Consider the following 18,182-nt stretch of genomic DNA (forward strand, 5'->3'; position numbering starts at 1 on the left):
GCCCAGGCGGGCTGTGCGGCCTTGGCGTTTTCGACAGCCTTGCGCAACTCGTCCTTGGAGGCGAGAGCGACCTTGGCGATGACTTCGCCGGTCATGGGCTGAAACACGTCGGCCGTCCGTTCCGAAGTCCCGGCGACGTGCTTGCCGCCGATGAAATGTCCGACTTCACGCATGGCGTTCTCCTCCTGATGTTTGGTGGATCTGTCCTACCATTGTCGAAATCGCACTTCCATGGGTGAAAACGAAGCGACCTTGTGCGAAAATGCCAATATCACGTCAGGGGCCACCATGAGCCATTTCAATTGGGACGATCTCCGATTTTTTCTGGCCGTGGCCCGGTCCGGACGTCTGACGGCGGCGGCGCGGCGGCTCGAGGCCGACCATACCACGGTTTCGCGGCGCCTGGCGGCGCTGGAAGCGGCGCTGCAGGCCAAACTCTTCGAACGCCGGCCACAGGGATACAGCCTGACGGAGCAAGGCGAGCGGCTCCTGCAAAAGGCGGAGTCGATCGAGAGTCAGGCGCTCGCCGTCGCCGGTGAGATCGGCGGAGCCGATCTCGCGGTCAGCGGCACCGTCCGGGTCGGGGCGCCGGATGGCCTCGGCACATATTTCCTCGCCGCCGAGCTTGGTGCGCTCGCCGATCGCCATCACGACTTGACCATTCAGCTCGTGGCCTTGCCGCGCACTTTCTCGCTCTCGAAGCGTGAGGCGGATATCGCCGTTACTGTCGAGCCGCCGACCGAGGGGCGCCTGGTCTCCCGCAAGCTGACCGATTACCGCCTGTCGCTCTATGCATCGAAGACTTATCTCGAACGCCACGGGGTCCCCACCAATCCGGAGGATCTCGCCGGCCGGCTTCTCGTCACCTATGTGACCGACCTGATCTACAGCCCGGCGCTCGACTACTTTTCCGGCCTCGACCGCTATGGTCCCCGCCACTACGAATGCGCCAGCGTCGTCGCCCAGCTCGAAGCGGTGCGCGCCGGGGTCGGGATCGGTATTCTGCACGATTATGCAGCGCGAAAGGACCCGGAGCTGCGGGCCGTGTTGCCCGAAATCGCTTTCATGCGAACCTATTGGATCGTAACGCATGCGGATGTCCGCAACCTGCACCGGATCGACACGGTGCATTCGTTCATGATCGAACGGGTGAGGGCCAACCGGGGCCTTTTCGTGTGACGTTTCGGGATCTTCACGGGACGGAGCCGGCGGTCTAGAGCGTATCGGCAAAAGTGACCCCGGCCTCGTTGCCGGTATCACGGTCTTTCGACGCGCGCCTGTGTTTGATCTTCTCGTCGAACCGTTCCCCTTCGGTGGATCATGCACTAGGCTCGCGACCATCAACGAAACGGAGTTCTCGATGCCTTCCAAGCTCGACCAATTGCGGGCCATGACCGTCGTCGTCGCCGATACCGGCGATCTCGATGCGGTGCGCCGCCTCAAGCCGCAGGATTGCACCACCAATCCGACCCTCTTGCTGAAAGCGGTCGAGAATCCGGCCTATGCTGCCCTCGTCGACGAGGCCCTGACGTGGGGGCGCGGCCAGAGCGGCAGTCGCGACGGTGTCGTCGGCGCCATCTGCGATCGGCTCGCGGTCGCCTTCGGCGCCGAACTGGCAGGCATCGTGCCGGGTCGCGTCTCCACGGAAGTAGACGCCGACCTCTCCTTCGATACGCAAGCCACGCTGGAAAAAGCGCGGGCGATCATCAAGGCGTACGCGGCGCGCGGCATCGGGCGCGATCGCATCCTGATCAAGATCGCGGCGACCTGGGAGGGTATTCGTGCCGCCGAAACTCTACAGAGCGAAGGGATCGACTGCAATCTGACCCTCCTGTTCGCCCAGGTCCAGGCCCAGGCCTGCGCGGAAGCCGGCGTGTTCCTGATCTCGCCCTTCGTCGGCCGCATCTTCGATTGGCATGTCAAAGCGGGCGGCGGCCCATATACGGGAGTGACCGATCCCGGCGTCGTCTCGGTCCGCAACATCTATGCGTCGTACAAGGCGCAAGGGATCAAGACCGTCGTCATGGGCGCGTCGTTCCGCAACATCGGCGAGATCGAAGCGCTGGCCGGTTGCGACCGCCTGACGATTTCGCCGGCGCTTCTCGACGAGTTGGCGAAGGCCGACGGTGACCTGCCACGACAGCTGTCGCCCGACACCGTGGCGAAGTCGTCGCCTGCTCGCCGTCTCGATGAAAAGACATTCCGCTTCGCCCTCAACGAGGACGCGATGGCCACGGAAAAGCTGGCGGAGGGCATCCGTTCCTTCGTGAAGGATCTCAACAGCCTGCGGTCGCTCGTCGCGAAACATCTCGACACCGCTAAGGCTGCCTGACCGACGCATTGTCACGCTTGAAAACGCGAGGCCGTTGCAAGCTGTGCAGCGGCCTTGTTGCTTTGAACGATGGCCGAATTGTCGTTTGGTTCGCTGCACCGATGAGCCGATCGTGTGAGAATTGGCTCCTTGTTTCGGAAAGAATGCCCGGCCGAAACATCGTCACTTTCGGCGCGATGCTTGAGACATCTCGATCCCGCCTTCTTTACAATCGTTCCAACGCATGATCTTTCCTAAGGGAAGATCGAGTTCTCAGTGCCAAGGTCGAGGCAACGGATGTGATGGACGAGAGACGCCTGCCGTTCGGCGCGAATTCTCCGTTGTCATGGGTCGAGCGCAGCGACGATCCGATGATCGCTTGGGATGCGCAGCATCGGCTTCGCGATGTCAATCGCGCCGCAGTGCGGCTCTGGGGCATTGCCAAGATTGATGCCATCGGAAGACCGGTCGGCGATCTCGTTTCCAAAGGCCTGGAAACAGTTCCCGGACAGAGCGACGTCGGTGAGCGGCAGGTCGTGATCGAGCATTTCGGCGGCTATTGCACCTGGACGACGATGAAGGTCGAACAGGCGAATTTCGGCGTCGAGACTTTGACCCTCGCCACCATCCCCAAAACAAGCGCTGAACAGATCGTCGAGGGACGGACGCAGATCCTGTCCCTGATCGCGAGCAGCACCGACCGCGCCATCATCATCACGGACGAGCAGCGGCGGATCATTTACACGAACGATGCGTTCGTGCGGCTGTTCGGTTACGAAAGCCGCTCTGTATCGGGCCTGCAGCCATTTGCATTTCTGGCGGGCCCGCAGACGGATCCGCAGATCGTCGAACGTCTCGCTCACGACCGCGTGCGCCGTGACGGCTTCGAAGAGCACATTCTCCTCTACGACAAGGACGGCGGCGAGGTCTGGGTTTCGGCGGCGATCAATTCGATCTTCGACGGCGATGGCGCGATGACCCATTCCGTCGCCATTCTCTGGAACGTCACGGAAGAAAAATGGCTGCAGATCCTGCAACGTGATGTGCTCGAAGCGCTGGCGCGCGACCGGCCGCTCGAAGACGTCGCGGAACTGGTCTGCGAACGCGTGGAAGCCGTCGCGCCGGATGTGATCTGTTCGATCCTGCGCGTCGATCAGGAGAAGCGGCTGCGCCCGTTCGGCGGATCGAGCCTGCCGGAGAACTATTCCAAGGCCCTCGATGGTCTGCCGATTGGTCCGATGGTCGGGTCGTGCGGGACCGCCGCCTATCGCGGCGAGCCCGTCCTCGTCGAGGATATCGCCAACGATCCGCTCTGGGCTGATTACCGCGATCTTCCCTTGCCGCTCGGCTTGCTGGCGTGCTGGTCGAGTCCCATCAAGCTCGAAGACGGCAGCGTCGCCGGAACCTTTGCGTTCTATTTTCGCGAGAAGAAAGCGCCGAGCCGCTGGCACAAACGTCTGGTCGACGCGTGCGTTCATCTCTGCGTACTCGCCATCGAGCGCCACGAGGCGAAGTTGCGCATCGCCCAACTGGCCTATTACGACAGCCTGACGGGCTTGCCGAACAGGACGATGCTGCGCGACAAGATCAAGACCATGATGAAGTGCGCCGCACAGAAGACGCAGGAAGCGGCGTTTCTTTTCATCGACGTCGACCACTTCAAGGACGTCAACGACACGCTTGGTCACACGGCTGGCGACGGGGTGCTCGTGCAGATCGCGCGGCGCCTTCGTGGCGTCCTGGGGCCGCAGGATGTCGCCGGACGTCTCGGCGGCGACGAGTTCGTGGTGCTTCTGTCGAATTGTGACGCGAAGAAAGCGGCGGCGACGGCAAAGCGCATCGTCGATGTCGTCGCTGAACCGATCCATGTGAACGGGTCGGCGATCTATCCCTCCATCAGCATCGGCATCAGCCTCTATCCGGTGGATGGAAGCGACGCCGAGAAGCTACTGAGCCGCGCCGACGCCGCGATGTACGAAGCCAAAAAGCGCGGGCGACGGGCGACGCGCTTTTTCAGTCCGGAAATGAACCGTCTCGCGCAAGAGCGTCTCACCCTCGTGGCTGCCCTGAGGCAGGGCGTCACCACCGGCGGGTTGCAGCTTCAATTTCAGCCCCAGATCAACTTCGCCACGAAAAGACTGCACGGCGTCGAGGCGTTGGCCCGTTGGCGTCACGCGGCCTATGGCGAGGTTTCTCCGGCACGCTTCATCGCGCTTGCGGAAGAGAACGGCATGATCGACGTCATCAGCGAATGGGTCGTCGGCGAGGCCTGTTCACAGCTCGCCGATTGGCGCGAGCGCAATCTCGATATCCCCCGCATCTCGATCAATCTTTCGCCGCTGAACTTTCGCAATCCCGAACTGCCGGGATTGATCGCCGCCGCCCTGAAACGCCATGGTCTCCCAGGCGAGATGCTCACCCTCGAAATCACCGAGGGCGTGATGATGGATCATAGTGCGGTCACGGCGGCGTCGCTCGCGGCCATTCAAGCCATGGATGTTCGTCTTGCCCTCGACGATTTCGGAACCGGTTATTCGAGCCTCAGTTCGATCGTTCGCCTGCCCGTGGCGGAATTGAAGATCGATCAAACCTTCATCGCGGAGATCGATGGCGGCCACAGCGCAAGGACCGTGGTGTCCGCCGTCATTCAGATCGGCAAAAGTCTCGGTCTCACCGTCGTCGCCGAAGGTGTCGAGAGCGACCAGCAGATGCAGTTCCTGCAATCGAAGGGATGCGATGTCGGTCAAGGGTTTTGGTTCGCTCCCGCTCTCGACGCCGCCGCTCTCGAGCATTGGCTGACCCGCCTTGCGCCGACGGGAGCCGGCCGCCCAGGGGCCGGATCCCATCAGGTGCAATCTCACCGCCCGCTCTCTTGACGGGCGCCGCGCCTCAGGCCGGCTGGCAGACGGCAATGGTGCGACGGTCGAGCGCCGCGCTCCAGAGCGTGAGAACCAACGCGCCGAAGACCAGGATCGCGCCGACCCACGGCGTTGCTCCGAGCCCGAGGCGAGAGGCGACGACGAGCCCTCCGATCCAGGCGCCGATGGCGATACCGAGATTGAAAGCGGCGATATTGAGGGCGGAGGCGACGTCGACCGCGCCCGGAGCGTGCTCCTTGGCCAGTTGAACCACATAGATCTGGAGCCCCGGCACATTGGCGAACGAAAGAAAGCCGAGCGCTGCGAGGGTCAGGAGGGTCGGGACGGGTGATATCGCCGTAAAGGAGAACAACACCAGCACGACGGATTGCAGGGCGAACAGGACGATCAGCGCCTTGACCGGATTGCGATCGGCGACACGACCGCCGACGATGTTTCCCAGCGCGATGGCGACGCCATAGAGCATCAGGATCAGGCTGACATTCGCGGCTGCGAAGCCGGTGATGTCCTGCAGGATCGACGCCAGGAACGTGAAGGTCACGAACGTGCCGCCATAGCCGAGCGCCGTCATGGCGAAGACGATGAGCAGGCGGCCGCTGCCGAGGACGCGCACCTGCGCCAGGAGGCCGGCCGCCGGCGCCTTGGACAGGTGGGATGGAAGGAGCGCGGCGATGCCGGCAAAGGCGATCACACCCAGCCCGGCGACGGCAAAGAACGTCGCTCGCCATCCGAAGGTCTGGCCGATGAACGTGCCGAGCGGAACGCCGGTGACGATGGCGACCGTGAGGCCCATGAACATCATGGCGATGGCGGATGCCCGCCGATCGGCCGGAACGAGATCGGCTGCGATCGTCGCGCCGACGGAGAAGAACACGCCATGCGCAAAGGCCGACACGACGCGGGCGACCAGCAGCATCTCGTAGTTCGCGCTGAGCGCCGCCGCCGTATTGCCGACGACGAACAATGCCATCAGGCCGAGCAACAGAGGTTTACGCGCGATCCTACCGGTGAGCGCGGTGAGGATCGGTGCGCCGAAGGTGACGCCGAGCGCATAGACGCTGACGATCAGCCCGGCGAGGGGCAATGTGATGGCGAGATCTTGGGCGACGGTCGGCAACAGGCCGACGATGACGAATTCCGTGGTGCCGATCGCGTAGGCCGCGATCGTGAGAGCGAGAAGCGCGAGAGGCATTGCAAGTCCTTCTAGATGGCAAGTCCTTCCGGGATGGCATCTGAGCCACGCCGAGGGCGAGACGAGGAGTGCGAGACGTTGCCGGAATATGAGGGGAGGCGGCTTGCGCGAAAACCCGGAGTATCGGAGCAATATCTTTGAACTGAATTCAAAGGTGGGTCGGCTCATGGATAATCGCGCTGGGGAGATGGAAGTGTTCGTGGCCGCCGCCGAGCGCGGCAGTTTCTCCGCGGCCGGGCGTCGCCTCGGCCTGTCCCCATCGGCAATCAGCAAGGTCGTGACCCGGATCGAGGACCGGTTGGGCACGCGCCTCGTGGTGCGCTCGACCCGGGCGCTGCAATTGACGCCCGAGGGCGAGGTCTACCTCGCACGGGCGCAGCGGATCCTGGCGGAGATCGCGGAGACCGAGCGCCTGGTCGCCTCCGGCGCCGAGGCCGCGCCACGCGGAAAGCTGCGCGTCAACGCATCCGTCGGGTTCGGCATCCGCTTCCTCGTCCCGCTCGTTCCCGATTTCCTGCGCCTTTATCCGCAGGTCGAACTCGATTTATCCCTGGCGGACAGCGTGATCGATCTCATGGAAGAGCGCACGGATATCGCCATCCGGTCGGGCCCGATGCGGGATTCGACGCTTCGCGCCCGCAAGATCCTGGAGAGCCGCCGCGTCGTCGTGGCCGCTCCCGCCTATCTCGCGGAGCATGGCGTCCCGAAGACACCCGCCGATCTCGACCGGCACAATTGCCTGACGTTCAATTTCCGGCGCGATTCCGACGAGTGGCCCTTTCGCGACCCCGGTTCGTCGACAGCCTATACGCGCTCGGTGAGCGGGAATTTCCAGGCGAACAGCGGTGCGACCGTGCGCCAGCTCTGTCTTCGCGGCCTCGGCCTTGCCCGGGTGGGACAATTCCACGTCGAAAAAGACATCGTGGCGGGCACCCTCGTACCGGTGCTGGAGGCCTACAATCCGGAGGACATCGAATTGATCCACGCGGTGTTCGCCGGCCACGAACATCTCGCCGCGCGCATTCGCGCCTTCATTGATTTTCTCGCCGAAAGGATTGCGCCGTGACCAGGGCGCCCCGCTCCCGTCCTAAGGCTGCTTCGTCCGTGCGTTGTCTCTGATTTGGGCGAGGGAGATTGTGGGTGTGATGGCTTCTGGATCGATGATGCAGTGGAGGATTGCGGGTTTTCCTGCGGTGAGTGCGCGTTGGAGGGCGGGTGGGAATTGTTCGGTTGTGTCGACGCGTTCGCCGTATCCACCGAAGGCTTTGGCGTAGGCGGTGAAGTCTGGATTGGTGAGGTCGGTTGCKGAGACGCGTCCGGGATAGGCGCGTTCCTGGTGCATGCGGATGGTGCCGTACATGCCGTTGTCGATGAGGATGACGAGGAGGGGCAGGTCGTATTGGACGGCGGTTGCGAATTCCTGGCCGTTCATGAGGAAGTCGCCGTCGCCGGCGAAGACGACGACGGTKCGCTCGGGGGCGACGCGTTTGGCGGCGACGCCGGCGGGGACGCCGTAGCCCATGGAGCCGGAGGTCGGGGCGAGCTGGGTGTTGAAGGCGGTGAAGGGCCAGAAGCGGTGGACCCAGGTGGCGAAGTTGCCGGCGCCGTTGCAGAAGATGGTGTCCGCGGGCAGGGTCTGGCGCAGATGGGTCATGACGGCGCCCATCTGCAGGTGTCCGGCATGGTGGATGGCGGTGGGATCGCTCCAGGCGCGATAGGCGTCGTGGGCGGCCTTGGTGCCTTGGCTCCAGGGCAGGGAGGCCGGCGGATGCACGGCTTCGAGGGCGGCGGAGAAGGCGGTCGGTGAGGCGTTGATCGCGAGGTGCGGGGTGTAGACGCGGCCGAGTTCGCCGGCATCGGGATGGATGTGGACGAGGGTCTGCGCGGGGGCTGGAATGTCGAACAGGGTGTAGCCCTGGCTCGGCACCTCGGCGAGCCGCCCGCCGACGAGGAGCACGAGATCGGCGTCCTTGATGCGGGCGAGGAGCTTGGGATTGACGCCGAGGCCGAGATCGCCGGCGTAGGAGGGATGATCGGCGGGAAACAGCATCTGGCGGCGGAAGGAGCAGGCGACCGGGAGTTCGAAGCGCGCGGCAAAGCGGGTGAAGCGCTCGACGGCGGTGCTCGACCAGCGGCTGCCGCCGAGAAGGGCGATCGGGTTCTTGGCGCCGTGCAGGAGCTTTTGCAGCTCCGCCATCTGGCTGAGCGAGGGATGGGTCTCGATGACCTGGTAGGGCGGTGCGTCGGCGACTTCGGCCAGGGCGGTGAGGACGTCCTCGGGCAGGGCGATGACGACGGGGCCGGGGCGTCCCGAGGTCGCCACGTGGAAGGCGCGCGAGACGATCTCGGGCAGGCGGGCCGGATCGTCGACCTCGGTCGCCCATTTGGCGAGGGGTCCGAAGGCGGCGCGGTAATCGAGTTCCTGGAAGGCCTCGCGCTCGCGCATGCCCCGTTCGATCTGGCCGACGAACAGGATCATCGGGGTCGAATCCTGTTTGGCGATGTGGATGCCGGGGGAGGCGTTGGTGGCGCCGGGACCGCGGGTGACGAAGCAGATGCCGGGGCGTCCGGTGAGCTTGCCGTGGGCCTCCGCCATCATCGCGGCGCCGCCTTCCTGGCGACAGACGGTGAGCGCGATCGAAGCGTCGTGGAGGGCGTCGAGAGCTGCGAGATAGCTCTCGCCCGGCACGCAGAAGATGTGATCGACCCCGTGGACGAGGAGCTGATCGACCAGGATCTGGCCGCCGGTGCGGGAGGGGGCTGTCATGAGCATCTCACGGCATGAAGAGAAGGGTAAATCGGGGACAAGTCTGGTGACGCGCTGGGGAGTTCTTGGGGAGTTCTTGGGGAGTTCTTGGGGAGTTCTTGTGGGAAATCCTGGGGAGATCCGGGGGATYACCCTGGGGATGACCTYGGGATRACCTTGGGGACATCCTGGGGACACCGTGTGGACATCCAGGAGACAGGCGGGGACGCGGGCGGCCAGGGCGGCCGCGTCCCCGCCCGGTTACGCGTCGACGTCGAAGGTGACGCCTTGGGCGAGCGGCAGGGTCTTGCCGTAATTGATGGTGTTGGTGGCCCGGCGCATATAGGCGCGCCAGGCATCCGAGCCGGCTTCGCGGCCGCCGCCGGTCTCCTTCTCGCCGCCGAACGCGCCGCCGATCTCGGCGCCGGAGGGGCCGATATTGACGTTGGCGATGCCGCAATCGGAGCCGACCACCGACAGGAAGGTCTCGGCCTCGCGCATGTCGAGGGTGAAGATCGACGACGACAGGCCGGCGCCGACCGCGTTGTGAGCCTCGATCACCGCCTCGAAATCGGAATAGCGCATGACGTAGAGGATCGGCGCAAAAGTCTCGCGCAGGACCGGACCGGTCTGTTCCGGCATCTCGACGAGGGCGGGCCGGGCATAGAAACCGTCGGCGCAGGCGCCTTCGGTGTCACAGGCGCCTTGGGTGTAGCGGCCGCCGCCCTGGACCTTGCCGCCGGMGGCGCGCGCCTCGTCGAGGGCGCGCTCCATGCCGTCGAAGGCGGATTTGTCGATGAGCGGCCCGACGAGGGTGCCGGCGGCGCGCGGATCGCCGATGGCGACATTGGCGTAGACCGCCTTCAGGCGCGGCACCAGGCGATCGTAGACGCTGTCATGGACGAACAGGCGGCGCAGGGTGGTGCAACGCTGGCCGGCGGTGCCCATGGCGGCAAAGGCGATGCCGCGCAGGGCGAGATCGAGATCGGCCGAGGGCGTCACGATGGCCGCGTTGTTGCCGCCGAGTTCGAGAATGGCGCGGGCAAAGCGGGCGGCCAGCTTGGGGCCGACCTGACGGCCCATGGCGGTCGAGCCGGTGGCGGAGATGACCGGCACACGCTCGTCCTCGACCAGGATCTCGCCGAGTTCGCGCCCGCCGACGAGCAGTTCGAGCAAGCCGTCCGGCACGCCGCCGAAGCGCGCGGCCGCACGCTGCGCGATGGCRTGAACCGCGAGCGCGGTCAGAAGYGTCTTCTCGGACGGCTTCCACACCACCGCATTGCCGCACACGAGCGCGAGCGCCGCGTTCCACGACCACACCGCGACGGGAAAGTTGAACGCCGAAATGATCCCGCAGACGCCGAGCGGATGCCAGGTCTCCATCATGCGATGCTCGGCGCGCTCGGTGGCGATGGTGAGCCCGTAGAGCTGGCGCGACAGACCGACCGCGAAATCGCAGATGTCGATCATCTCCTGCACTTCGCCCAAACCCTCCGAGGTGACCTTGCCGGCCTCCAGCGTCACCAGACGCCCGAGATCGTCCTTGGCCGCACGCAACTCCTCGCCGAGAAGCCGCACGAACTCGCCGCGCCGCGGCGCCGGAACCTTGCGCCAGGCCAGATACGCCGCATGCGCCCGCCCGATCGAAGCCTTCGCCTCCGCCGCAGACGTCTCGACCAAACGCCCCAAAACCGCGCCCGTGATCGGCGAACGCGCCTCTCGACCACCCCCGCCAAACACACTCTCCGAAACACCAAGACGAGACAAAAGCGAACGACACTCCGATCCCACATCCAAAGGCGAAGCGGAAAATTGGTAGTCAGTACCGGTCATCGATGAACCTCGTTGCGGGAAGCGCGATTGCGCGGAGAACGAGCGGCGGCGCTATTCTGCAGCGGCAACCGGAGCGATCCTTGCTCCGAACCGGCGCAAGGGCCCCACTTCCTTTTCGACGAGGGGCAAGACGTCCTTGCCGAAACGCTCGAGCGCCTTTCGCGCGCGCGCGAGTGGCATGCCGCCGAACTGAAAGAAGCAATTGTAGTGAACGGGACGGAGCTGACGGAACTCCGCGACGATACGCTCGGCCACATGATGCGCGTCACCGATAATCAGATTGTCGACGAACGTCTCGATCGGCGGTTCGTCGGGAAGCGGTGGAGCATCGATATTCGCGCCGCTCAGTCCAACGCTGGATTCGCGCAGGGCCAGTACCAAACGTGCAACGTAACGGGCGCGCTCGCCCGCATCCCTCGCTTCGTCGCGGCTGTCGGTGACGTGGATATACTGCTGGACGGCAAGAGGCATCGTTGCAGAATCGAGCCCGCCCGCGGTCCAACTCTTCTTCACCTGATCCATGATACCCGGAAGGGCCGCCGAGCCGCGCCACCCGGCGGTCACGAACGGAATGCCTCCCCATTTCTTGACGCGCGCAAGAATCTGCGGATGCGGCGACGTCACGAAAACAGGAGGAAGAGGCTTCTGAACGGGACGGACTGTGAAGACGGTGTCCGGAACTTTGATGTATCGCCCATCGAACGAGACGCGCCCTTCCGCGAGTGCCTGCTCGACGACAGACCAATATTCCAGGAACACGTCGACTTTGGCGTCGACATCCGCTCCGAATCGTTCGAATTCGTACTTCTGGTAACCCGTTCCGACGCCGAGAACAGCGCGGCCCCCGGTTTGTTGATCGAGAAGGGCGATCTCCTGCGAGACCCGCAAGGGATGGTAGAGCGGCAATACGACGACGCCCGCCCCCAGTTTGATGCGCGTCGTGTAGCCGGCCATGTGCGCGGCCATCATCAACGGCGAAACACTCACCGAGTAATTGGTGAAATGATGCTCTGCGAACCAGGCGATATCGAAGCCGATCTCTTCGGCCAAACGGACCATCTCGCGCGTATCGGCGATGACACCCGCGACTCCGTCCGGGTGATCGCGCAGTGTCATCAGGTTAAATAATCCAAGGCTCATGGTGTCCACCTGATTCAGGGAATGAAGTATCCACCGCTGAGCACGATCGTCTCCCCGACCATGTAGCGGTTGCTCTTGGAGATGAGGAACTGGATCGCTTCGGCCACATCCTCCGGCTCCGCGGCGCGCCCGATCGGCGTTGTCGCAGCGATCTCCGGCAGAAAACCCGAGGCACGCGCCTTCTCCGTGGCGATTGCGGCCGGAGCCACTCCGTTGATCAACACGCCGTCCGCCGCGAACGCTTCGCCGAAGCTCTTCGTGAGGCTCACGACGGCGGCTTTCATCGCCGCATAGTGCGCGTTTTTAGGATGCGCCTTGAACGCGTCTATCGACGCGACATTCACGATGCGTCCACCGCCGTTGGCGCGCATGTGCTCTATGGCTGCGACGCYCATGTGATAGAGACCACGAACGTTGACAGCGAAACTGAAATCCCAATCCGCGTCGGAGACGTCGAGGATGGAACGGCGAGGATAGACCCCTGCACAATTCACAAGACCCTGAACTTGCCCGAGTGCCGAGACCGCCTGCTGAAAAAGAGCATGAGCCGCAGGTTTCAGGGTGATGTCCCCGCAGATGGCTGTCGCGGAGCCGCCATGCTGTTCGATCTCGCGAACGAGGGAAGCTGACGATTCGAGGTCGATGTCGATGACCGCTATGCGCGCTCCGGCGGCCGCCAACGTGGCACAAACCGAGCGACCGAGCCCRCTCGCACCGCCTGTGACGACAATGGATTGTCCGCTGACGTCCACGCGATCCCCCTTTGGCATTCGTCTCTGCGGGGTCATCGGTATGGGGGACGGTGATGGAACTCAAACGGCAAATTCTACTGAAGGAATAAGCGCCGCCGCCGGCCCGTACGAGGCCAAGCTCGGCTAATCGCGGCCTTAAGCTTGCTGATTTGTGGCGTCTGGCGAAGATCGGTACATTCGGTGAGCATTAGAGAGGTTCCATGGCTACTACCCTCGGTCTCTTCAACCTCATGGGGCTCTATGACCGAAACACCTCGCCCGATTCGGTGGTGCGGACGACGGTAGACGCCGTTTGCATGGCGGAGGATCTCGGGTTCGACATCGCCTGGTTTGCCGAGCACCACTTCACCAACCATTCAATCTGCCCTTCTCCCCTCCTGATGGTGGCCCATTGTGCGACGCACACCAGACGGATTCGTTTGGGACCGGCCGTTCTTGCGCTGCCGTTCCACAACCCTTTGCGGGTGGTTCAGGAGATCGCTTTTTCGGCATTGCTCACGCGGGGGCGCTTCGCCCTTGGTCTCGGCAGTGGCTACCAGCCCTACGAGTTCGACCGGTTCCGCATCGATCCCACGCAGAAGCACGACATGATGATCGAGGCGTGGGATATCATCGAACAGGGGCTGAAGTTCGGAGCGATCGAGCACGAGGGCGAATTTTATGAGATTCCCCGCACGGAGCTTCCCATGCGCCCGTTCGGCTTCGCCATGCCGGAGATCTTCGTGGCGACGAGCCATCCCGCGGCCCTTGCACGCGCGGTGAAGGGAAAGCACACGCCCTTCATGAGTTTCGGCCATCGCGGTCTTTCCGCGGCGCGCGCGTTCCGGGACGGCATTGCGGAGCGGTGGGAGCAGGAGGGCGGGGATCCGCAGACCATGCCGCTCGGCGTTCAACGCTATGTCTACGTGACCGACGACCCCAACGACGCTCGTCACGCCGCACGGTGTGTCCGCGACCTGGCCCGGGCGGCGGTGACGCTAAACTCCGCGTTTCCCTCGAAAGATGGTCCATTCCTGCGCTTGATGCCTCTCAACGACGAGCCGCCGCTCGACGACTTCCTGGACAACGCCGTAATCGGTCCAGCCGCCTACTGCGCGGATCAGCTCCATCAAGAACTCGAAACCCTCAGGCCAACCCACCTGTCATGCTTCATGGGTTTCGCGGGCATCGGGCGTGCCGAAACATTGGCCTCGCTCGAACGCTTCGGATGTGATGTTATCCCGCAGCTGGGTACAATGATCGAGCTACGGTCGGACTCGCTCTCAGATGCCGCGTAACGGCAACGAGACGGGCGCAAGGCGGGGGCTGGAATGAGCGACGGCAACGGTGCGGCTGCAAACATCGGGACGCCTTCTCAGCAGGGCGAGAGCCCGGTTTCTGGCGAGGGAGAAGTGCGGGCCGGCCGCCGGTTCGCCCGCTTGCCGCCGCTCAACTTGTTTCGGGTTTTTGACGCGGCTGCGCGACACGGGAGTTTCACCCTGGCCGCAGACGAGRTCTGCGTGACGCAATCCGCCGTCAGCCAGCAGATCCGCCAGCTCGAAGACTTTTTGGAAGTCCGACTGTTTCGCCGTTTGCCGCGCCGCGTCGAACTCACCCGGGAAGGACGATCTCTCGCCGGTCCGATTCAGGAGGCGCTGGTCACCATCGGACGGGCCTGCGATCGTCTCGTGGATCCTGCGCTTCCGACRGTGATCTGTGTCAACGCCGCCCCATCGATCGCAAGCCGCTGGCTGCTTCCGCGCTTGAAACGGTTCATGGAATTGCATCCGCATATCAAGGTGACCCTTCTCGCCTCGAACGATGCGGTCGATTTCGAGCGCCAGGATATCGACGTTGCCGTGCGCCGCGGGAACGGCCGATGGCCCGGCATGCGGGCAGAGTTGCTCGGGCACGAACCTGTGTTCCCGGTCTGCAGTCCATCGCTCATCGATGAAGGCGGCGCCGTGCGCCGCCCCGAGGATCTGACACGCCAGACCCTTCTTCAAGTCGTGAACGGAAGTCCATGGGCGGCCTGGTTCGAAGCCGCAGGGTGCTCCGGCGTGAGCTTCGGCGACATCCTGTATTTCAGCGACAGCGTTCTGATGCTGGAAGCCGCCGCGCAAGGTCAAGGCATCTGCTTGACGAGCTATTTTCTGGCCGAGCAAGATCTCAAGAGCGGTCGGCTCGTGCGCGCCTACGACGTGGAAATCGACGTCGATGAAGGTTTTTACGTTCTCTCGAGTACCGAGTATGGCGACAAGCCTGCCATCGCAAGCTTTCGTCGTTGGATCCGCCTCGAGGCGGAGCGCGCAATCGCGCAGCGCACCAATCCCGGATCAGAACCCTAGAATGCAATCGGCCCGGAGACGATCCGGGCCGAATTCCGCATTCCAGGAACGCTGATCTATCCCAGCCGCGCCCCCGAAATGGCATAAGTCTCGATTTCAATCCGCTGCCAAGGGCGAAGGAAGGATGTTACCTGAACCGTCGTGCTGGCCGGCCTGATGTCTTTGAATATCTCGCCGTGAGCCTGAGCCACTGCTTCAAAATCGTTGATATCCGTAACGTAGACTACCGTGCGAACCACTTCGTCGAAGGACGATCCCGCGGCGTCAAGCGCCCGCCCGATGATTTCAAAGGCAGCCTTCATCTGTGTGTAGGAGTCGCTGTCCTCGTGTCCCTTTGGCGCACAGGTTCCGGAGACATGAATGTGCTCTCCATAGCGGACCGCTCGCGAGTAGCCGTAGATTGGCTCGTACGGCGCTCCGGACGAGATATTGACGCGTTGACGGGTCATGACTTCACGCTGTCTTTCGAGACTTTGAGCGACGCAGGGGCTGAAAGGAACGCACGCAGATGACGGGTCACTTCGTCGGGTGCATCATCCATTAGAAAATGCCCACCGCCTTCGATGAGCTTCAGATCCGGGCCACCGAGAATTCGTTGCAGGCGCTTTGCCTGATCGACCGGAATCCAGGTGTCGTTCGTCCCCCAAATGATCTGGACAGGGACATCCAAAGGGCCCAACGACCGCTCCAGTTTGTCCGTGTGGCGCGGATCGATCTGAGCGACGCGATTATACCAGATCGCCTGTCCCGCCTCGCCGCGAAACGGCTCTCGATAAGCACGTAAGGCTTCATCCGCAATCGGCTTGAATGTCGTCGAACGGATTCTCGCCTCCAGGATCTGCTCGTAGATCCATGTTGGCATCGTTCGATAGGCCTCGATGTATTTCTGAGCGTGGAGCGTCGCTGCCGTGACGCAGGGATTGAGCATGGCTGCACTCACGAAGGCAATCCGCTCATAGCGGCAGCCCTCATCATAATAGGCGATCATGCCGTAGCTGTTGCCCACGTCGTGGAGAACGATGGAAGGTCGCGTCAATCTCCAGAATTTAAGAAGCTCGCTGAGAACCCGCGCTTGCCGCGGATCGCTCACATCCATCCCATCGCGCTTCTCGGACAATCCTTGCCCCGGTAGATCGTAAAGATAGACCGTGTGGCTTCGCGCCAATTCAGGTGCCACGTTGCGCCAAATGAAGGAATGGCTTGGAAACCCATGAACAAGGACGACGGGCGGCCCTGCGCCAATGATGTCGTAGGCGACTTCTACGCCGTCGACGACGACTCGATGCGACAAGTTCCATGTCGTCATTGCTCTTTCTCCTCTTTGGAAGGGCGACGATCGTTATCGGTGGTGCGGCAAAAGAGCTGAACGAAGTTGCCTTCCGGGTCTTTTGCCGTGAGAACACGGCCATGACTTCCCATATCCCGTATCGCCACAATGCTGCCGCCGGCGGCGCGAATGCGATCGGCATCGAATGTGTCGACTTCGAAAACCGGCAAAGCTCCGACGGCGCCGTCTGGAGCTTCGTCCGGCGCACCCAGCGCGAACGATGCGGCGCCGGAATCATACTGCGTCCACCTGGCGCCATCGGCGAACTTCAAAGGTAGTGCGAGGGCCTTCTCATAGAACGAGCGCATTGCCGGAATGTCGCGGGCCGCGAAATAGACCATCTGGAGCTTCGTTGCTCTCATGGGGACAATCCGCGATCGGAACGCTTCGGCATCGTTTGATGTGTGCCTCGGACTACCTGGTATTCGCCGGTTCGGTAGATGAGGGCGGCGCGGTCGGGCGCCGAGCGCACTGCGCGGGCGCCCCCGATGAATACAGTGTGCGTATCGCGGTCGAATGAATCGAGTACATCGCAATCGAGTGCAGCGATGGCATCGACAAGAACCGGTGCACCGGTTACGGCAGTACTCCACCGGCCCTGCGAGAACCTGTCGACGCCACGAAGTTCGGTCCGTCCCGCGAAGCAGTCGGCAAAGGGGCGATGCTCGTCGCCGACGACGTTCAAGCAAAAACTGCCGTGCTGCAGGATCGCCGCATGGCCTTCCGTCGCCTTGTTCACACAAACGATGAGGCTGGGCGGATCGACAGACAGCGAACAGAAGGCAGTGACCGTGAGACCGCRCCGCTCATCGCCGCGTCCGGCGGTTACGATTCCGACCGCGCCCACCAGCTCGCGCATCGCCGATTTGAACGCCGAGGGGTCCGCGAAAGATGCTGCGGACATGCTTGTGGCGAGGCAGGATCTCATCATGCGGCTTTCCGATCTCGATCTCGTCGCGTCCCCGCCCATTGCTGGCCAGTGTCTTTGCGATACGTGAGGGATATGCGCCGCGTCGAAATGGTTCAAACGTTAGTTTCTTAGGATCCGATTAGAGAAGGTGCGGGAGCAAGTTTGGCCAAGCTCAGCTAATTCGATGCGTGACATTGTCTATCGCATTACTCCGCCGTCCAACCGCCGTCGATCATCAGCGCCGATCCCGTCACGAGAGAGGAAGCGTCGGAAGCGAGATAAACGACTGCGCCCATCAGGTCTTCGACGCGTCCCACTCGACCGAGTTTGATCTTGGTCAGAACTCGCGAGACCACCTCCGGCGAGCGCAGGGATTCTTGCGTCATGGCGGTTTCGATAAAGGTCGGACATATGGTGTTGACGCGAATCCCATGCGCTCCGAGTTCGATCGCCATAACTTTCGTCATCCCCTCGATGCCGAATTTGCTGGCGCAATAGACCGAGCGCCCGGCCGCGCCGACATGGCCCATCTGGGACGACATGTTGATGATCGATCCTCCCTGTCTCGCGTCGACCAGCCGGCGCGCAACCGCCTGCGCCAAGAAGAATGAAGCCCGCAGGTTGAGGTCGAGAATCAGGTCGAAATCGTCCGGTTCGACATCGAGGAATGGCGCCGGTCGGTTCATTCCAGCGTTGTTCACGAGAATGGCGTAAGGCGGGCGCTCGGTCAGAGCATCGACGAGAGTGCGCCGATCGGTGATGTCC

General features: G+C 63.1%; 17 protein-coding genes. 6 read left to right on the forward strand and 11 right to left on the reverse strand.

Annotated features, from left to right (window positions below; genetic code table 11):
• Positions 1 to 173: aldehyde dehydrogenase family protein (locus tag AC1DT3_RS02585; RefSeq protein ID WP_477463690.1), on the reverse strand; the 173-nt coding region annotated here is incomplete at its 3' end.
• A 115-nt stretch (positions 174 to 288) separates the two neighbouring features.
• On the opposite strand from AC1DT3_RS02585, the gene AC1DT3_RS02590 reads away from it, so the two are divergent.
• From AC1DT3_RS02590 to AC1DT3_RS02600, 3 genes are all read left to right on the forward strand, one after another.
• Positions 289 to 1,179 (forward strand): LysR family transcriptional regulator, encoded by an 891-nt coding sequence (locus tag AC1DT3_RS02590; protein ID WP_477463674.1) that lies wholly within the window; start codon positions 289 to 291, stop codon positions 1,177 to 1,179.
• Positions 1,180 to 1,360: 181 nt separating this feature from the next.
• Positions 1,361 to 2,332, forward strand: coding sequence for a transaldolase (tal, locus tag AC1DT3_RS02595; RefSeq protein WP_477463675.1), 972 nt, complete (start codon positions 1,361 to 1,363; stop codon positions 2,330 to 2,332).
• Positions 2,333 to 2,613: 281 nt separating this feature from the next.
• Positions 2,614 to 5,187 (forward strand): EAL domain-containing protein, encoded by a 2,574-nt coding sequence (locus AC1DT3_RS02600; protein ID WP_477463676.1) that lies wholly within the window; start codon positions 2,614 to 2,616, stop codon positions 5,185 to 5,187.
• Positions 5,188 to 5,200: 13 nt separating this feature from the next.
• On the opposite strand, the gene AC1DT3_RS02605 is transcribed toward AC1DT3_RS02600, so the two are convergent.
• Positions 5,201 to 6,382: an MFS transporter gene (locus AC1DT3_RS02605; protein ID WP_477463677.1), complete on the reverse strand. Its 1,182-nt coding sequence runs from the start codon at positions 6,380 to 6,382 to the stop codon at positions 5,201 to 5,203.
• Positions 6,383 to 6,548: 166 nt separating this feature from the next.
• On the opposite strand from AC1DT3_RS02605, the gene AC1DT3_RS02610 reads away from it, so the two are divergent.
• A complete protein-coding gene (locus AC1DT3_RS02610; RefSeq protein ID WP_477463678.1) occupies positions 6,549 to 7,448 on the forward strand; it encodes a LysR family transcriptional regulator in 900 nt (299 codons plus the stop codon).
• 21 nt (positions 7,449 to 7,469) lie between these two features.
• Here AC1DT3_RS02610 and AC1DT3_RS02615 read toward each other — a convergent pair whose 3' ends face one another.
• From AC1DT3_RS02615 to AC1DT3_RS02630, 4 genes are all read right to left on the reverse strand, one after another.
• The gene (locus AC1DT3_RS02615; RefSeq protein ID WP_477463679.1) at positions 7,470 to 9,149 is read right to left on the reverse strand and encodes a thiamine pyrophosphate-binding protein; all 1,680 of its coding nucleotides are present in this window, start codon (positions 9,147 to 9,149) and stop codon (positions 7,470 to 7,472) included.
• A 240-nt stretch (positions 9,150 to 9,389) separates the two neighbouring features.
• Positions 9,390 to 10,961, reverse strand: a complete 1,572-nt coding sequence (amaB, locus tag AC1DT3_RS02620; RefSeq protein ID WP_477463680.1) for an L-piperidine-6-carboxylate dehydrogenase — start codon at positions 10,959 to 10,961, stop codon at positions 9,390 to 9,392.
• A gap of 51 nt (positions 10,962 to 11,012) precedes the next feature.
• The gene (locus AC1DT3_RS02625) at positions 11,013 to 12,077 is read right to left on the reverse strand and encodes an LLM class flavin-dependent oxidoreductase (protein WP_477463681.1); all 1,065 of its coding nucleotides are present in this window, start codon (positions 12,075 to 12,077) and stop codon (positions 11,013 to 11,015) included.
• 38 nt (positions 12,078 to 12,115) lie between these two features.
• The gene (locus tag AC1DT3_RS02630; RefSeq protein WP_477463682.1) at positions 12,116 to 12,853 is read right to left on the reverse strand and encodes an SDR family NAD(P)-dependent oxidoreductase; all 738 of its coding nucleotides are present in this window, start codon (positions 12,851 to 12,853) and stop codon (positions 12,116 to 12,118) included.
• 200 nt (positions 12,854 to 13,053) lie between these two features.
• Here AC1DT3_RS02630 and AC1DT3_RS02635 point away from each other — a divergent pair, with 200 nt between their 5' ends.
• Together AC1DT3_RS02635 and gcvA are read left to right on the forward strand one after the other, a co-directional pair.
• Complete coding sequence (locus AC1DT3_RS02635; RefSeq protein WP_477463683.1) at positions 13,054 to 14,130, forward strand: LLM class flavin-dependent oxidoreductase; 1,077 nt, start codon at positions 13,054 to 13,056, stop codon at positions 14,128 to 14,130.
• A gap of 33 nt (positions 14,131 to 14,163) precedes the next feature.
• Positions 14,164 to 15,180: a transcriptional regulator GcvA gene (gene gcvA, locus AC1DT3_RS02640; protein WP_477463684.1), complete on the forward strand. Its 1,017-nt coding sequence runs from the start codon at positions 14,164 to 14,166 to the stop codon at positions 15,178 to 15,180.
• Between the two features lie 56 nt (positions 15,181 to 15,236).
• On the opposite strand, the gene AC1DT3_RS02645 is transcribed toward gcvA, so the two are convergent.
• The 5 genes from AC1DT3_RS02645 to AC1DT3_RS02665 form a co-directional block, all read right to left on the reverse strand.
• Complete coding sequence (locus tag AC1DT3_RS02645; RefSeq protein ID WP_477463685.1) at positions 15,237 to 15,629, reverse strand: RidA family protein; 393 nt, start codon at positions 15,627 to 15,629, stop codon at positions 15,237 to 15,239.
• Positions 15,626 to 16,486, reverse strand: a complete 861-nt coding sequence (locus AC1DT3_RS02650) for an alpha/beta fold hydrolase (RefSeq protein ID WP_477463686.1) — start codon at positions 16,484 to 16,486, stop codon at positions 15,626 to 15,628. The genes AC1DT3_RS02645 and AC1DT3_RS02650 overlap by 4 nt, the downstream gene beginning before the upstream one ends.
• Positions 16,483 to 16,869, reverse strand: a complete 387-nt coding sequence (locus AC1DT3_RS02655) for a VOC family protein (RefSeq protein WP_477463687.1) — start codon at positions 16,867 to 16,869, stop codon at positions 16,483 to 16,485. Before AC1DT3_RS02655 ends, AC1DT3_RS02650 begins: the two co-directional genes overlap by 4 nt.
• Positions 16,866 to 17,411, reverse strand: coding sequence for a flavin reductase family protein (locus AC1DT3_RS02660; RefSeq protein ID WP_477463688.1), 546 nt, complete (start codon positions 17,409 to 17,411; stop codon positions 16,866 to 16,868). Before AC1DT3_RS02660 ends, AC1DT3_RS02655 begins: the two co-directional genes overlap by 4 nt.
• A gap of 212 nt (positions 17,412 to 17,623) precedes the next feature.
• The coding region (locus tag AC1DT3_RS02665) for an SDR family NAD(P)-dependent oxidoreductase (protein ID WP_477463689.1) at positions 17,624 to 18,182 on the reverse strand (559 nt) is incomplete at its 5' end.

The organism is Microvirga sp. P4_G7, from assembly GCF_056401005.1.

Bases quoted from the DNA above. Each gene is read 5' to 3' on its own strand.
- AC1DT3_RS02590 (WP_477463674.1), top strand. From the start codon at position 289: ATGAGCCATTTCAATTGGGACGATCTCCGATTTTTTCTGGCCGTGGCC.
- tal (WP_477463675.1), top strand. From the start codon at position 1,361: ATGCCTTCCAAGCTCGACCAATTGCGGGCCATGACCGTCGTCGTCGCC.
- AC1DT3_RS02600 (WP_477463676.1), top strand. From the start codon at position 2,614: ATGGACGAGAGACGCCTGCCGTTCGGCGCGAATTCTCCGTTGTCATGG.
- AC1DT3_RS02605 (WP_477463677.1), bottom strand. From the start codon at position 6,382: ATGCCTCTCGCGCTTCTCGCTCTCACGATCGCGGCCTACGCGATCGGC.
- AC1DT3_RS02610 (WP_477463678.1), top strand. From the start codon at position 6,549: ATGGATAATCGCGCTGGGGAGATGGAAGTGTTCGTGGCCGCCGCCGAG.
- AC1DT3_RS02625 (WP_477463681.1), bottom strand. From the start codon at position 12,077: ATGACACTGCGCGATCACCCGGACGGAGTCGCGGGTGTCATCGCCGAT.
- AC1DT3_RS02635 (WP_477463683.1), top strand. From the start codon at position 13,054: ATGGCTACTACCCTCGGTCTCTTCAACCTCATGGGGCTCTATGACCGA.
- AC1DT3_RS02645 (WP_477463685.1), bottom strand. From the start codon at position 15,629: ATGACCCGTCAACGCGTCAATATCTCGTCCGGAGCGCCGTACGAGCCA.
- AC1DT3_RS02650 (WP_477463686.1), bottom strand. From the start codon at position 16,486: ATGACGACATGGAACTTGTCGCATCGAGTCGTCGTCGACGGCGTAGAA.
- AC1DT3_RS02655 (WP_477463687.1), bottom strand. From the start codon at position 16,869: ATGAGAGCAACGAAGCTCCAGATGGTCTATTTCGCGGCCCGCGACATT.